At 31.7% G+C, this 14,500-nt stretch carries 11 protein-coding genes and 1 other annotated feature; of the genes, 2 read left to right on the top strand and 9 right to left on the bottom strand.

Annotated features, from left to right (window positions below):
* Positions 1-244: 244 nt before the first annotated feature.
* Positions 245-1,141, top strand: coding sequence for a LysR family transcriptional regulator (locus D2A34_RS24170; RefSeq protein ID WP_119368160.1), 897 nt, complete (start codon positions 245-247; stop codon positions 1,139-1,141).
* Positions 1,142-1,482: 341 nt separating this feature from the next.
* On the top strand, positions 1,483-2,811 hold the full coding sequence (locus D2A34_RS24165; RefSeq protein WP_119368159.1) for an APC family permease: 1,329 nt from the start codon (positions 1,483-1,485) through the stop codon (positions 2,809-2,811).
* 93 nt (positions 2,812-2,904) lie between these two features.
* On the opposite strand, the gene D2A34_RS24160 is transcribed toward D2A34_RS24165, so the two are convergent.
* The 9 genes from D2A34_RS24160 to D2A34_RS24120 form a co-directional block, all read right to left on the bottom strand.
* Complete coding sequence (locus D2A34_RS24160; protein WP_079438844.1) at positions 2,905-3,753, bottom strand: helix-turn-helix domain-containing protein; 849 nt, start codon at positions 3,751-3,753, stop codon at positions 2,905-2,907.
* A 461-nt stretch (positions 3,754-4,214) separates the two neighbouring features.
* Positions 4,215-4,619, bottom strand: coding sequence for a Rid family hydrolase (locus tag D2A34_RS24155; RefSeq protein ID WP_079438843.1), 405 nt, complete (start codon positions 4,617-4,619; stop codon positions 4,215-4,217).
* Between the two features lie 93 nt (positions 4,620-4,712).
* Positions 4,713-5,840, bottom strand: coding sequence for an NAD(P)/FAD-dependent oxidoreductase (locus D2A34_RS24150; protein ID WP_079438842.1), 1,128 nt, complete (start codon positions 5,838-5,840; stop codon positions 4,713-4,715).
* Position 5,841: 1 nt separating this feature from the next.
* Entirely contained in the window at positions 5,842-6,171 is a 330-nt protein-coding gene (locus D2A34_RS24145) for a (2Fe-2S)-binding protein (RefSeq protein ID WP_009172312.1), read from the bottom strand.
* A gap of 11 nt (positions 6,172-6,182) precedes the next feature.
* Positions 6,183-7,760, bottom strand: coding sequence for an FAD-dependent oxidoreductase (locus D2A34_RS24140; protein ID WP_119368158.1), 1,578 nt, complete (start codon positions 7,758-7,760; stop codon positions 6,183-6,185).
* A 28-nt stretch (positions 7,761-7,788) separates the two neighbouring features.
* The gene (locus D2A34_RS24135) at positions 7,789-8,100 is read right to left on the bottom strand and encodes a (2Fe-2S)-binding protein (RefSeq protein ID WP_119368157.1); all 312 of its coding nucleotides are present in this window, start codon (positions 8,098-8,100) and stop codon (positions 7,789-7,791) included.
* A 33-nt stretch (positions 8,101-8,133) separates the two neighbouring features.
* Entirely contained in the window at positions 8,134-9,270 is a 1,137-nt protein-coding gene (locus tag D2A34_RS24130; protein WP_079438839.1) for an ornithine cyclodeaminase family protein, read from the bottom strand.
* Positions 9,271-9,492: 222 nt separating this feature from the next.
* A complete protein-coding gene (gene tyrS / locus D2A34_RS24125; RefSeq protein ID WP_119368156.1) occupies positions 9,493-10,692 on the bottom strand; it encodes a tyrosine--tRNA ligase in 1,200 nt (399 codons plus the stop codon).
* A gap of 231 nt (positions 10,693-10,923) precedes the next feature.
* Positions 10,924-11,184 (bottom strand) — a binding site (T-box leader).
* A gap of 479 nt (positions 11,185-11,663) precedes the next feature.
* On the bottom strand, positions 11,664-14,354 hold the full coding sequence (locus D2A34_RS24120; protein WP_119368155.1) for a sigma 54-interacting transcriptional regulator: 2,691 nt from the start codon (positions 14,352-14,354) through the stop codon (positions 11,664-11,666).
* Positions 14,355-14,500 lie beyond the last annotated feature (146 nt).

Here is a 14,500-nt window from a genome sequence, read left to right as displayed (position 1 = left end):
TAATTCATTGTTATCTTCATGTAAATATCCAGTTAACTTTTTCTATAAAAACTATTATATGGTATAGATTTTATCTATACTGTATTTATAAATATTATTATTTAAGTAGAAAATAACAATTCAAAATAGGCAGGTAGATTAACTTGTTATTTTTTTGATAATGCCTGCTTTAATGAAATACTGGCTAAATACTCACTAAAACTCTATATTTAAGGTTCTTAAGAAATCCCTAAGGAGGTAACCCATGAACATAAATCTTATTAAATTTGAAATATTAGAGGAACTTTATAAGCACAAAAAAATAACAGCTGTAGCTGAAGCATTAAAGCTTAAACAACCAACTATTACCTTTCATTTAAAAGCTATGGAAAAAGAATTTGGAGTAAAATTATTTGAAGCTAAATCCGGAAAACTTATTCTAACAGACGCCGGAGAAGCCCTTTATCACTATGCGTCTAAAATTAACGCCTTGGCAAAAGAATCCTTTAGGGTTGTTAAAGAATATGACTTAAAGAATGGAAGCATAAAAATAGGTGCTAGCTATATACCAGCAACCTACCTATTACCACGTATACTTTTTGATTATACTGAGAAAAATCCTAAGCTTTCAATTTCTTTAAAGGTAAATACTTCACCTCTTGTACTCAATATGCTTCAAAAGCATGAAATTGATATTGGAGTTATATCATGCGAGCCTTTTGAACTGCCAAATATAATAAGTCACCCTTTACTTGAAGAAGAAATGGTAATATTTTTCTCAACTAAACACCCTTTAGCATCTGAAGAACACATAAGTTCAGAATTAATCGAAAAAAACTCTTTTATCCTTCATGGTGAAAAGTCCAGTACTAGAAGTATAACTTTAAAATGGTTTGAAAATTCTGGTATAAAAGTTAATAGAAAAATAGAACTTAATTCTTTAGAATCTATAAAACATATGGTTTTGCAGGGAAGACATATATCACTTATATCAAAGCTGGCAATCCAACAAGAGGTTAATGACGGCAACTTAACCTATCGTGAAATTCCTTCCCTAGGGAATTTAATTACAAAGAGAAATATTTATTATGCTATTAATAAAGACAGACTAAACTCCTCTATCTTAACTAATTTTATAGAATCACTGACACATTCAATCTAGTATCGGATAGGATCAATTATATTTTCCATGACCTTATTTTATGTACTTTTAGCGCTTTCTGAAGTAACATAAATATTTTCAAGCCAACTTTTCTTGTTTTTATTTTCCTGTTTTAATTTATTTTCAGATCCTTTTCTTACCCTGAATTTGAAAAATAAATAAAAAATTCTTTTGTTCCGAAATTTACAATCTTTAAAAAATGAATTTTGCTATTATATTAGAAAGAAGCTTCTCACAAACATATATTTAAAAGTAATTTTTATTGAATTTAGGGCAAGGGTGCTCTGCTTAGCAGAATACCCTTGCCTTTTATAATTTGGAATATAATGGAGGCGTTTATTATGGAACACGGAAAATTGAAACGAACTTTAAAAACAAGCGATCTAGTAATCTTTGGTTTGGTATTTATGATACCTCTAGCTCCTGCAGGCATGTATGGCGTATATTTAGGCCCTTCTGGCGGAATGGTTGCATTGTGTTATTTAATAGGAATGGTAGCCATGTTTTTTACTGGGATGAGTTACAGGGTAATGGCACAGAAATTTCCAACAGCAGGATCTGTATATGTATATGTTCAAAAAGGTGTATCACCTGCATTAGGTTTTCTAACTGGCTGGGCTATATTATTAGATTATTTCTTAATGCCAGCAACTGTTGTTATTATTGGAAGTATTTATGGTAATGCACTTATACCTTCTGTTCCTGCTTGGATATGGATATTAATATTTATCGTCTTTAGTACAGTAATTAATGTTTTAGGTGTAGATTTGATGTCTAAATGCAGCTGGATACTCTTTACATTGCAAATTATTGTGATCATAGCCTTTATAGGATGTACTTTAAGACTTTTACTTAATGGAACAATTCATTTTAATATGATTTCATTTTATAATCCTGAGCAGTTTGACCTATCTAGTATCCTTAAAGCAACAGGTATTGTTATTCTTAGCTATTTAGGATACGATGCTATTAGTACATTGGCAGAAGAAACTATTAATCCAGAAAAATCTGTAGGAAAAGCAATTATACTTTCAATTTTGATTATTGGACTAATATTTATTGCAACTACTTTTTTTGCAGGAATGGCTTATCCGAATTATCAAGACTTAAATCCTGATACGGCATTCACAGATGTTGTTACCTTTGTAGGTGGGACATGGCTTAATATCTTAACAACAATTACATTGATAGTTTCCTTTGGAATAGCAACAACGCAGGCTTCACAAGTTGCGGTTGCAAGAGTACTTTTTGCAATGGGACGAGATGGAGTGTTACCAAAGCAGCTTGCATATGTCAGCAAAAAAACACAAAGTCCCGTAGTTGCTACTGTATTAGTAGGAATTATTATAACACCAATTTCACTGTTTTGTTCTCTTAACTTTATTACTTCAATCGTAAGTTTTGGTGCTTTACTAGGCTTTATCCTATTAAATATTGCAGTAATCAGCAGATTTTTACTAAAGAATAATGAACCAATCAGCTTACAAAAGAAAATAATAAATTATGGAATATGTCCTGTGATTGGCTTAGCAGTAACAGTCTGGATCTTTATTAATCTAGATGCAAATGCACATTTAATCGGAGCAATTTGGCTGTTAGCTGGCTGCTTATACTTAGCAGGTGTCACAAAATTCTTTAGAAATCCTGTTCCGCAGTTAGAATTAAGTTAAGCACATTCAAAAATAGAGTAGCTGCAACTTACTTATAAAAAAGGAATGCTCAAAGCATCTATTGCTTGGAGTATTCCTTTTGCATTTTATTCATCATATAATAATTATCCGTTTTTTATATTCGATTTCTTTTAATGACTTCATATACATCTTAGGCGTTGTATTTGTAAATTCGTGAAAATCCTTAATCATGTGGGACTGATCATAATAACCTAAATCCATAGAGATCTGTGCTAAATTAGACTCAAACATTTCTTTATCTAACTCATTTAAAGTACTTAATAAATATTGAAATCTCATAAGTTTACAGAATACTTTTGGAGATAATCCAAACTCTTTAGAAAATGTCTTATTTATATATCTAACTGAATATCCTGTTGCCTCTGCAAGTTCATTAATTTTAATTTTTCCTGCTGTCTGCATAATGTTATTTATCATATATTTCTTTAGATCTTTGTATTTATTTATTTCATTAAAATTAGCATAAAGCTTTATATATCTTTCTAAAAACACCTGTATCTGATAGTTAAAATCTCTGCTTGAAGTAATTTTTTCAAACAATTCATTATCTTTTATCACTTCTAAAAATGGAATTTCCTGTTCTACCAAATCTGACATGGTGATATTTTTAAATTCAAATGGACTTCCTGGTAAAAATCTTACTCCAAAGAAATATTTATTTTCACTATTATGGGTTAATGTTGGACGAAGAACTGTTCCACATATATGTGCATATGGAGCCTTATCATCACAACAGAATAAGATGTCAATACATCCATCTGGTACCGCAATAAAAGGTCTTTCTATAATATCTTCTTTTTGGAAGCAGTAGAAATGAGAAATTCCATAATTCATTATAACTGCCTTATAATAATGAGATGTAGTCATTACAAAGTATGGCTGCTTAGGCCTAATAATATTTCCTTTTGTTTCTCCCACCATATTTCCTCCACTCCACTTCTTTTCTCACATAAATTAAACTTCCTTGAATTTGTAAAATTATCTTTTAAAAAGTATAAATTTAATCGAAACTCACATATATAAATTCTGATTAACTTTCATCTACCATTAAACATTTTTGAAAATTTTTCAAAGAATTCCTTCAATAATTATCAATCGCTTAACATATATCTAATAAATTTCAAAAACAGATATTTATATCAACTATACATTATTTATTTTACATTGAGAATACATTTTTCATGGTTATGTAGGAATAAATTTATTCTTAATTCTATATATTATTCTACATTTTGAAAAATTCTGTAATGATTTAAGTTGTATTTATCAATTGTTAATCATGGCATATATATATTCATCAAATAAATTATTGTAAAAAAATAGCCAAGTCGATCTCCTTGGCCATTTGGACTTGGTATTTTCTTTAGTATTCCTAAGCTCTCTTATTGTTCATTAGTTATAATTACTGCATCCATTTCTATTTCAATTAACTGAGAAGGCCTATTAAGCATAGTAGTACCAACCATTGTAAAAAGCGGTTTGATATCATGAAAAATCTCTGAATAAGCTCTTGCAATTTCAGCTCCATACTTCATATCAGTTGTATAGCCTTTTATTCTAATAACTTCTTCTTTTTTAGAACCCGATTTCTCTAACAATTTCACTAGCTTTTCTAAAATATATTTTGTCTGCTCATAAGCACTACCCTCACCATAGACTGTGCCATCTGGTTGTACAGAAGTAGTACCTCCGATATAAACAAATGGACCTACCTTTACCATTCTAGAATATCCTGTTTTTTCTTCCAATGGAGCACCTGATGAATAATTTGTTCTCGTTAAATCCATATTAATTCTCCTTCTTTGATATTATTTATAAAAAATCTCATAATAAAAAAATTAAACTTATATTTTATAAATTAATCTTTGACTATTTAATATCTAAATCTTAGCTTTAAACCTATCATAACGGAAGGCACTTATATCAAGAGTAGTTCCATTTCCTTCTACCATTTCTGATAATAGCATACCTACTGTTGGAGAGATTCCAAATCCGTGTCCACAAAATGCACAGGCAAGTATAAGTCCAGGAGCTTCTTCTACCTGACTTATCACAGGTACATGATCTTTACAATCATCTATCCAGCCTGCCCAAGTACGAACTATCTTGGCATCTTTTAAATCTGGAAAATACTTCATTATTCCTCTACATATACATGAAGCTGTAATACTTGCTGTAGTTGGTGTTCCATTATCCTTATTAAGCGCTTCATAACCTGATGCACCACCAAATACAAAGGAACCGTGTTTACTTTGATGCCCATAAAAATCCGCTTCAGCAGTACCAAGCATTTGGTAGAACATTGGCTTTTGAGCTTCTGTAACAAGAACTTCTAGCAGAACTTGATTCATTGGAATATCTATCCCAACTGTAGCAGCTATTTTTCGGCTTTCATAGCCTGCTGCAAGAATTATATGATTTCCTTCATATACATTATCCTTAGTTACTACCTGCCTAGCTTTTCCTTTTATTTTTCTAATTTCAATAACTTCTTCTCCTGTGATAAAACGAGCACCTAATTCTCTTGCTTTATGATAAAAACCTAAAGTTGTAGTCAAAGGATTAGCGTGTCCATCAGTAGGACACCAGCTTGCACCTATAACTTCCTCTGAAAGATATGGATTAATTTCTCTTACTTCATCTCCAGAGATTATGTTCACCTCAAGCCCACAATCCTGAGCATTCTTTGCAAGATTAGTTAATATCTTCATATGCTCTACTGTTTTACCTAATCTTAAATTACCTTCTTGATAATATTCTACATCGACTCCTAATTCTTCTGAAAGATTTGGCCAAAGATTTTTTATACCATACATAGCAAGTGGAAGTTCTCTCTTATCACGCCCTGATTGACGAACTCCTCCACCATTTCTTGTTGAACCTCCATCTCCAATACTGTCACCTTTATCGAGGACAATAACAGAATGGCCTTTTTTTGATAAGTAGTATGCTGCTGCATTTCCAATTACACCACTTCCAATAATTATTACATCTGCACTATTTTTCATGCTATTTACCTCCTACTTGTTCATTTCCGAAGACTTCCATTTCTATAGGTCTCATAGGTGCACGCGATACTGCTGGCTCTAATTCTAAAGGTGATATTTTAAGCTCTCTTGCCACAATCCCCTTAACCAATTTACCGCAGGTTTGTCCCTGACAAAGGCCCATACCTGTTCTTAAATATCTTCTAATTTCAGTTATGGTAAACATACCATCATGTACTGCTTTTCGTATTTCACCCTTTGTAATTTCTTCACAGCGGCAGATTATCATGTCATCATCAGGCTGCGAAATAAATTCACCTATATCTCTTGATCTATCATTTACTTTACTCATAATCTTACCTCCTATGCCTGCTTAAAGAATCTTACTTTCATTCCCATTTCATTCGGAACCTTTATTGTTAATAAGTTTGTGTGATCAAAAGCTTTAACAGATTTAACACCTACTACTTCCACTTCACATGCTTCTTTTCCACTTCTATCTAAACCAATGCCTTTTGCACCTTTTTCTGGTAGCGGTAAAAATTCATAAGGAAGTGTTACTGAAGTATAACCTTCTTCAAAATCTTCATTCACAAGGAAAATTGATTGTCCAGAACAAGATGCAACACACATTCCACAACCAATACATGTTGATTCTTCATCAACAACTGGAAGAGAGGTAATATTTACTCCAATCTTAATACAGTTTTTATGGCACGCATCTTGACATGGATTACAAGGAATATTTTGTGAACATTCTATAACTGGATGTACTCCCTTCATAGACTTAACCCCTGGATATTTTATAACTTCTTCATCAGTTAAATATCCTTTCTTAAGAAGATTCTTTGAGACCTCAAAGCCTTCATCTGTCTTATCAATATCTTTTCCTTTATTTTCTGGACCAAACATACCTTGTCTTAAACTAGATAATGCCTTTTCCAATTCCTCTGCCTTTTCTTCTAATTCTTTTTTCTCAATAAATCCTAATCTATAAGAGGCTGCTACCCCTGCAATTCTTCCTTCTATCATGGCCGAACTTGCTTCTTCAATTCCTGAAACATCACCTGCTGCAAATATTCCTTTAATTGAAGTCTCACCATATTCATCGCAAACAGGAACATAGCCACCCTTTTTAGGATTCTCCTCCATAATGCAGCCAGCCATTTTAGTAAGCTGGGACATAGGAGAAAGTCCTACTGCAAGGCATATAGTATCCACATCAAAATGCTTTTCTGTTCCAGGTATTATCTGCCAATTACCATCAACTTCACCAATAGTAACTCCTGTTACACATTCCTCACCTTCCGCTTTAATAATTGTATGAGACAAATAGAAAGGAACTCCGCATCTAGCTACCTTTGCAGCGTGAACACCATATCCTCCGATTCTAGGTGCCGCATCGACTATTGCAACCACTTCACAGCCTGATTGTATAAGTTGATATCCTACAACTACTCCAACATTTCCGCTGCCAAGCATAAGAATTTTCTTTCCTGGTTGTACTCCGTGAAGATTCATCATAGTTTGGGCTGCACCTGCACCAATTACTCCTGGAAGTGTCCATCCATCGAAGGTAACCATATTTTCAGATGCACCTGTTGCAATTATTACTGCATCGCCCTTATAATGAATAACTTCATCATCTATTTTTACAGTAACTTCTTTATCTAAATAAAGACCAATAACTATAGCATTTAAAACAACTTCTACTCCTGCATCATTTGCTTCCTGTAAAAGCTCCTCACCTATTTTAAAACCTCTAATTTTTGCTCTATGCTCTTTTGATCCAAAGAACTTGTGTATTTGCTTAAATAGTTGTCCGCCAGGCTTAGAATTTTCATCAAATACAACAACCTTTAGTCCTCTTTTTGCTGCTTCTATAGCTGCTGAAAGACCCGCTGGCCCTGCTCCAACAACAATACAATCATATCTTTTCATACGAATACCTATCCTTTCCTAAAAATTTTTATGCTTCTTTTTGAGATGAAACGCCATATTGCGTTTGAACCTTCATACCTTCTACAAGAGGTGTTACACAAGTTCTTACATTTGGCTTACCATCAACTACCATTACGCAGTCTGTACATCTTCCAATAGCACAGAATATACCTCTTGGTGAACCTTTTTTAGTATGTCTATGAACTAATACGCCAGCAGCTCTTAGTGCTGCTGCTATTGGTTCTCCTTCATATCCTTCAAATGCTTTCCCATCAAATTCAAAATTCACTAAACGTCCTTTATTAGGCGCGCCTAAAATTGGATGCTTTTCAATTCTCATATAAAGATCTCCTTTCAACTGTAATAATTAAACTTAAGCTAATTGTGGCTCATCCCAAAGATTTAGCTTAGTCCCTATTCCTTTTTCAATAGCATTTCTATAAACTATAGTCCCCCATGCAACATCTTCTACTGGCATACCACCAACTGAATAAATAACAATTTCATCTTCCTTGCGATGTACTGGCACTTTACCAATTAATACATCTCCTAAATCATCAATTTTGTCTTTACTCATTTTGCCTTCTTCAATTAAGTCCATACAGTGTACTGCTGGAATTGGAATAGAATTATATGCTGGAAATTCCATTTCTTCTTCCCAAGCTTCATATAATTGAATATTATCTGTAACAGTTCTTGCTCTATTTAAAATAAAATCATCATCAAATCTTGCTGCTGCTGGACAACAGAGTACTGCACCCGGCTTAATCCATTCTTCATTTATATATGGATATTCATTTATATCACCCGTTGGACTTGATGTTGCAATATGTACAATATCACAATCTCTAACAGCATCTTCTATTGTGTCCACAACAATGATATCTTTAATTTGTGGATAATCTTCATTAAGATACTTTATAAATCCATCAATTGATTTTTTACTTCTTCCTTTAATTTTTACAGTTTCAATTTCCGATCTAACAGCCATAGTCGCTGCAAATGCTGTTTTACTCATAACCCCTGGTCCAATAATTCCGACAACCTTTGAATCTTCTTTAGCAAAATATTTCACACCAACACCAGGAACTGCACCTGTTCTATAAGCACTTAAGATATTCGCTGACATATATGCAATAGGAGCTCCTGTATCCTTATCATTTAAGGTAAGCATAAGTATTGATCTTGGAAGTCCTTTAGTTCTATTTTCTACGTTTGATCCATACCACTTCATTCCAGCCATATCGAACTTACCACCTAAGTAGGCAGGCATTGCCATAAATCTTCTGTCTGGACCATCTTTAGGCATATTAGGAAATGGTGATTCTTCAGGGAAAACCATCATAACTCCGTGTGAATTTCCATTAGGACCACCCATACGATAATCTCCCATTTTTAATAACTTGAACATTTCTTCCATGGCTTCTACGCATCCAGCCATTTCTTTAACTCCAGCTTTAATCATGTCTTCTTCATTTAAATATAAAAAATCAATTTTTGTTTCGCTCATGTTACCTTTACCTCCTAAAAAATAATTATATTTTATAAAAAAAGGTCTAACTTCTTCATTGAAGCTAGACCTCTTTGCCTTTCTTGAGTATTATATTACTCCATCTATATAAACAAAAATTGTAAAAATCGGAACTAAATCATCTATTATTGATAAGCTTTCTTTTTTTGTGATTTTGCTGTGCAAACAAATACTATATGATTTAAAAGTAGATCACCTAGTTTATTTTAATCGTACAAATTTCTTCTTTCCAATCTGAATTACTATTTCATTTTCCATTTTTATATCCTCAAAATTATCTACTTTAACATTATTTATCTTGATTCCACCTTGGGAAACTAACCTTCTTAATTCATTTTTGCTTTTTACAAATCCGTTTAGTACTAAAATTTCTCCAATATCAAAATTTTCCCCTTCAATGATAATAGTCTCTATATCTTTAGGCATTTGACCTTTCTGAAATACTGTTTTAAATCTTTCTTCAGCTTTTTCTGCTTCATTTTTTCCATGATACAACCTAACAATTTCTTTTGCCAATTTCATTTTTATATCTCTTGGATTTACTTTTTCATCTTTCAAATCATTTTCTAACTCTTTAATATCATCCGGGTGAATGTCTGTAACTAAATTAAAGTATTTTACTATTAATTCATCAGGTATTGTCATTGCTTTTTCATACATAACTTCAGCTTTTTCATCTATTCCAATATAATTTCCAAGACTCTTACTCATTTTTTCTTTTCCATCAAGTCCTTCAAGTAATGGCATGAATATTGTGGCTTGTGGTTCTTGACCATATTCTTTTTGAAGCATTCTACCCATAAGGACATTAAACCTTTGATCAGTTCCACCAAGCTCTATATCAGCATTTATTGAAACTGAATCAAACCCTTGCATCAAAGGGTAAAAGAATTCATGAACAGAAATTGGGACTTGATTTTCATATCTCTTTTTAAATTCTTCTCTTTCCAGCATTCTTGCTACAGTCATTGTAGCTGCGAGCTTAATTGTTTCCTCAAAAGTTAATTTAGATAACCATTCACTATTAAATCTTACTTCCGTTTTATCTTTATCTAACACTTTAAAGATTTGTTCTTCATAGGTTTTAGCATTTTCTAAAACCTGCTCTGTAGTAAGTGCTTTTCTCCCCTTGGCTTTACCCGTTGGATCACCTATTTTTCCTGTAAAATCTCCTATAATAATAATTACCTTATGCCCTAAATCTTGTAGTTGTTTCATTTTTCTAAGCACGACTGTATGTCCTAAATGTATGTCCGGTGCACTCGGATCTAATCCCAGTTTAACAATTAAAGGTTTATTATTTTCATTAGATTTTATTAACTTTTCCTTTAAGGAATCTAATCCTATTATTTCATCTACACCTTTCATTATAATTTTTACTTGTTCATCTATATTAATCATTTTAATTTATCCTCCTAGCTTCAATTTATAATTTATAATTTATATTTTATGATTTCTGTTTTAATATTAATTCTTAGGCAAATGAAAGAAAAATGCCATGGTTATTTTTTTGCATGTTTCTTATATTAAACTATATAATTATTGGCGCCTTAATAATTATATAGATAAAATAGAATACTGATGTCCTGGTAAGTATTGTTTTGATACAAAACAAAAAAGCTCTCATCCTTATAAAAGGACGAAAGCATTACTTACGTGTTACCACCTTAATTTATTGTTACCTCACAATAACAACCTCTTCAAGTACGCCAAAAATTATTGGTTATACTCTAGCACTATAACGTGTGCAACTAACGACATCTGCCTACTGGTTGTTATCTTTCGGAGTGCTGCTCAGAGATGTATTCAAATCAGCTTGTTTTGCCCCTCTCACCATCCGGGAACTCTCTTTAAAACTCTGTTAATTTTACTCTTTCTCTTCAAAGCTTTACTGTATTCTAATTTAAATTTATTTTATATTTCTCATCAAAATTTGTCAATATCTTTTTTAACAAACTGGTATAAATACTTCTGCAGTTGGTATTCCAAGTGAAACCAACTCTCTTTGCTATTGAACTTAAGCTTAGCCAAATATAACATCATCCCCCTCTCCTATAATTAGGACGACAAGAAGCCCCACTTAATAAAAATATGAAAGCATTCTTGCTGTAATGATGGTAAAATTAAGATATCATATATATTAAAATTCATGATTGGTGTAGGCCAAGAGCGCCCCTAATAATCCACTTGAATTCTTATAAAATCTGATACTCAATTAATAATACTTCAAGTTTAGAGTTTTTAAATACATATAGTATATTTTTTCAAAAACAGTTATCGGACATTATATTTATTTACTTATCAAACTCTATACCTGAATTCAATATATTTTATATACATAATAATTCTACTTAACACTATTTCGACAGTTTCTATAAAATTATATTTTTAAATATATCATATAACAATGATAGCTCATACTGACTCAATTTAATATGATATCGCTTTTCTATTTCTTCAAAAATATCCTTTGAAACATCATAAAATTCCTTTTCTTTATTTGTACATTCTATTTTATTATCATTTTCAGGGTATTCTGATGTCATTAATCGTTCAATCATAAAAGCAATATGCATATATAGATTAAGTTTAATATAACCAACTAAATTCATATCATAGTAATGTTCATATCTAAAAATAACATTTTCTACTTCGTTAATTACAATATTGGGATTTAAAAATGTCAATCTACTAGCAATTCCCTCAATAGAAAAGAATTTTATAAATTCTCTTTTCAAATCTTCAAATTTCTGTTCATTTATTTCAGATTTTAACGCTTCCCATACACACCTCTCACCTTTTCCATCTAAAATATCATAAACATTTACCCAAGGTATATTTGTAATATTAGGTAAATTCGAGGTTGTAATAATTAATTTTGTATGTTTAAAATTATCTTTATTGTTTTCTTCAATTAGATTTTTTAAATTCTTATAATCCATCGTAATAATATCCATAGTTTCATAATTAATGACTCTATTAATTATCTCTTTTATTTTATCCGAAATCCCAAGTCCAGACATACATGAGATAATAATGTTATTTCCCCGTGCAATCCCTTCAAAATATTGAACACCGATTGTATAAATACTCTTTGCTTGCTCTGCAATGTATTTAAATGATATATTCTGAATCATTTTCATACCAACATCTAGAGCAATTGCAGTTGTGACATTATTCATAATAAGTAAATCTCCCGATAAATGATTTTTAATAGATGAGTACATTTGATTTAATGAACCCATATCAACTAATAAAATCACCCCTTTACTATTATTAACCTTTTCAAGATAGGCATTTACTTTTTTAATAGTTTCTGCTAAAGATATATCCATAGGCATATCAATAGATTCAAATACAAAGGTACCACAATTTTGATTTGCTACAGATTGAATACTACTTGCAGTGGCATTTCCATGGGCTACAATCAAACCTTGAAGTTCAATAGTTTCTAGAATATATCCTTGAAAGAAAAGAGTATTAATAATTTCCACGCATTTACATGTTCCAGTTATTATTGTACCAAGTGCTTCTTCTAACTTCATAGCAACATAGTGTGCTCTTGGGGATACAAGATTTAAAAAATTTATAATTTTGTATAAATCAAATTTCAGTATCATATCATCCTGAAAAGTTAAAAGTACACAATACATAAGCTTGAATTCTTCCTTTGAGCACTGAATTCCGTATCGCTCTATAATTATTTGGCACTTTTCTAGATAGCTTTCTCTGATAAATAGATTCTGTTCCGAAAACAATAAATCTGAATTCTTTTTTAGAGAATGTGTTAGTTTTTTAAAGGCAATTACAATCTCTATCTTGGCAGTCTCAATATTTTCATAAGAAATCCGAGAAATCTCTTGAAAAAACACGAGAAATTTTTCCTTTACTTTTAAAACCTCCTCATCTTCAACTTGATGCAGATCCTCATTATATAGTATTCTAATAGAATGTAGTCTTTTGCTGGTGACATTAAACTGTATATCTGAAATATTAGGAATCTCTTCTAACGTGATGTTCAAAAATGGCTCGTTTTTCTGCTTTGTGAAAGCATTAGCACAGCTAATTTGAATAATATTTTGAAGGGTTCCAATGTTTCCCTTAGGTTTTGAAAAACATAGTGCCTCTACAACATTTTTATCTACTACAATATTCTTTTGTATTTTTTTTGCCTCTTTATAATAGAACAAATGAAGCATCTGTAATCTCTCTACAAAAGGACGGTTGATAACATTTTGAATATGAATATGAACCGCAATTCTACGTCTAAACGTCTCCAACAATACCTCCTCGGTACGCTCTGTGGTAGCAAAAATAAATCGTACATCAGATTTTTTCCATTCATTATCTCCCAATTGACGATATTTCCCTGTGTCCATAAAGATAAATAGCTTTTCCTGATTAGCATAAGATAATCTATGAATTTCATCCAAAAACAGATACCCGCCGTCAGCCTCATTTAAAAGTCCTTTCTTGTCACTATTGGCCCCTGTAAAACTTCCTTTCTTATATCCTAGTAATGTTGCAGACAATAGTTCAGGATTATTTGCATAATCTGCACAGTTTAATACTACAAAAGGGGCTTTAGAGGAAATTACCCTTTGTTCTAATGCATATTGATAAATTAATTTTGCAAGAAAACTTTTTCCAACACCACTTTCACCTGTAATAAGTATAGGCAATCCCATAGGAGGATAATTAACTGCAGCTTTACACTGTTCTACAATATTATTTTGGCTGCCATTACACCCAATTAGAACGCTAAATGCATTCATTTCCTGTTGGCAATGAATCTTTGTAATAATATCTTTACTATTGCTTTCAAAATTTGTATTATCTGATATTATGTATTCATTTTTAGTCTCACAGGCATTGTTAATACTCCAATATACAGGTCTTGAATTTGTTTTTTGAACCAAATTCTCCTCAAGTAAGCGGTTAAGGTAATGACTAACTACTTGACGACTTAAATGTAATGCTTCTGACAATTCCACTGCACTAATTTGCACCTCTCCCCCACACATTTTTTTCATCATATCATAAACTTTATCTTTTGCCTGCATCTCGGTATCCTCCTTCCATCTTAATTTATTTTATAATAAATATTATAATTTTCCCATGGAATAAAAGCTGCTTTGGGGATAAATATGCTAGAGAAACTGTTTCAAAACAGTTTCTCTAGCCGTAATAAATAAATTTTTATTTTCCA

This window comes from Clostridium chromiireducens (assembly GCF_003575225.1).
In the GTDB taxonomy this organism is placed as follows: domain Bacteria; phylum Bacillota; class Clostridia; order Clostridiales; family Clostridiaceae; genus Clostridium; species Clostridium chromiireducens.
Note: the sequence above shows the minus strand (reverse complement) of the source record. Positions and strands in the feature narration are given on the sequence as shown.

Excerpts from the sequence above, each read along its gene's own strand:
- D2A34_RS24160 (WP_079438844.1), bottom strand. The coding sequence starts at position 3,753 with ATGGTGGGAGAAACAAAAGGAAATATTATTAGGCCTAAGCAGCCATAC.
- D2A34_RS24155 (WP_079438843.1), bottom strand. The coding sequence starts at position 4,619 with ATGGATTTAACGAGAACAAATTATTCATCAGGTGCTCCATTGGAAGAA.
- D2A34_RS24140 (WP_119368158.1), bottom strand. The coding sequence starts at position 7,760 with ATGAAAAGATATGATTGTATTGTTGTTGGAGCAGGGCCAGCGGGTCTT.
- D2A34_RS24170 (WP_119368160.1), top strand. The coding sequence starts at position 245 with ATGAACATAAATCTTATTAAATTTGAAATATTAGAGGAACTTTATAAG.
- D2A34_RS24120 (WP_119368155.1), bottom strand. The coding sequence starts at position 14,354 with ATGCAGGCAAAAGATAAAGTTTATGATATGATGAAAAAAATGTGTGGG.
- D2A34_RS24145 (WP_009172312.1), bottom strand. The coding sequence starts at position 6,171 with ATGAGTAAAGTAAATGATAGATCAAGAGATATAGGTGAATTTATTTCG.
- D2A34_RS24130 (WP_079438839.1), bottom strand. The coding sequence starts at position 9,270 with ATGAGCGAAACAAAAATTGATTTTTTATATTTAAATGAAGAAGACATG.
- tyrS (WP_119368156.1), bottom strand. The coding sequence starts at position 10,692 with ATGATTAATATAGATGAACAAGTAAAAATTATAATGAAAGGTGTAGAT.
- D2A34_RS24135 (WP_119368157.1), bottom strand. The coding sequence starts at position 8,100 with ATGAGAATTGAAAAGCATCCAATTTTAGGCGCGCCTAATAAAGGACGT.
- D2A34_RS24150 (WP_079438842.1), bottom strand. The coding sequence starts at position 5,840 with ATGAAAAATAGTGCAGATGTAATAATTATTGGAAGTGGTGTAATTGGA.
- D2A34_RS24165 (WP_119368159.1), top strand. The coding sequence starts at position 1,483 with ATGGAACACGGAAAATTGAAACGAACTTTAAAAACAAGCGATCTAGTA.